The sequence below is a fragment of the Bacillus sp. SG-1 genome, from assembly GCF_000181495.1.
Lineage (GTDB): Bacteria > Bacillota > Bacilli > Bacillales > Bacillaceae_B > Rossellomorea.
On the sequence record NZ_ABCF01000171.1, the window covers coordinates 1 to 1437 of the forward strand.

The window sequence follows — 1437 nt, forward strand, 5'->3', positions numbered from 1 at the left end:
ATTTTTCCTCGAATGGAAGTGTGCTTCGACCAACGCTCTGTACCCTATTAACAAGTTAGGGGATGCCATTAACAACTTCCCGGCTACTTTTAAAATTTTTATACTTTCTATTAACAATCCCACCCTATTCCCCCAAAATAAGAAAAAAGCCTGCCCCAAAAAGAGGCAAGCTTCTCATTATACTATTTTTCAGTCGGCTCAAAGCGCTCAACAAGCAGAGCAAGTGTACGCGCCATGGAGCCCGTTGCTCCTGCAGGTCCAAGATCATAATCAGATTTGGATGTAGCAGTTCCGGCGATGTCAAGGTGAACCCAAGGAGTTCCTTCAGCAAATTCTCCTACAAAGGCACCGCCCATGATGGCGTGTCCTTCTCTTCCTGGAGAATTGTTCAGGTCAGCAATTTTGCTGTTTCTGACCCTTTTCTTATCGTTTTCAGTATAAGGCAGTCTCCAGATGAACTCACCCGCTTCTGATGAAGCTTCCAGGACTTGCTCAAAGAGGGCTTCATCATTTGTCATCGCGCCTGTTTTATCGTTCCCCAGAGCGATGATCACGCCGCCTGTCAATGTAGCAACATCAATCAGGTAGTTTGCGCCGTGATGCTTGGCATACGTCATGCCGTCAGCAAGGGCAAGCCTCCCTTCTGCATCGGTGTTCAGCACTTCAATTGTCTTTCCGCTCATCGCCGTGATGACATCATCCGGCTTGAAGGCATTACCGCTTACCATATTATCTGTGGAAGGGATGACGGCAACGACGTTTTGTTCAGGTTTTAACTCACCGATAATTTCCATCGCCCCAAGAACGGCAGCCGCGCCACCCATATCGGTTTTCATGCCGACAATGCCGTCTTTCGGTTTAAGGGAGTATCCACCTGTATCAAACGTGATTCCTTTACCGACCAGTCCGATAACATCGTTCCACTCGTCTCTTCCCTGGTATTTCAGGACAATCATTTTTGGAGGCTCAACGGAACCTTGATTAACTGCGAGCAAGGCACCCATTCCCAGCTTCTCCATTTCTTCTTTATCAAGGATTTCTACTTCGAACTCATACTTCTTCCCAATTTCAGCTGCGTAGTCCGCAAGCTTTGTAGAAGTCAGGATGTTACCCGGTGCATTGACCAATGCGCGGGCAGAGTTCACTCCTCTTCCGTGAGCATAGCCAACCTGAAGGGCTGCTTCAATTTCAGCACTGTCTTCCTTCGAAAAGGCAGTCAGGCTGTTGATGAAAGTTTCAGGGACATTTCCTTTGTGTTTATAGCCAGGGAATCGGTATGTCGCCATTGTGAATGCTTCACTGACAGCATGAGCTGCATCGGAAGCATCAAGCTGATCTGTTGCAAACGTGTCCAGAGCTACGGCGAAAGAAGCGATTTTCATTTCCTGAATCCCTTTGGAAGCCGCGCCGATGGCTTCTCTCAATTCATCGAATGAA

1 protein-coding gene is annotated in these 1437 nt (G+C 47.7%); it reads right to left on the reverse strand.

All coding sequences use genetic code 11. The features are described 5' to 3' along the window. Window positions 1-182: 182 nt before the first annotated feature. On the reverse strand, window positions 183-1437 hold a 1255-nt coding region (locus BSG1_RS19495; RefSeq protein WP_006838972.1), incomplete at its 5' end, for a leucyl aminopeptidase.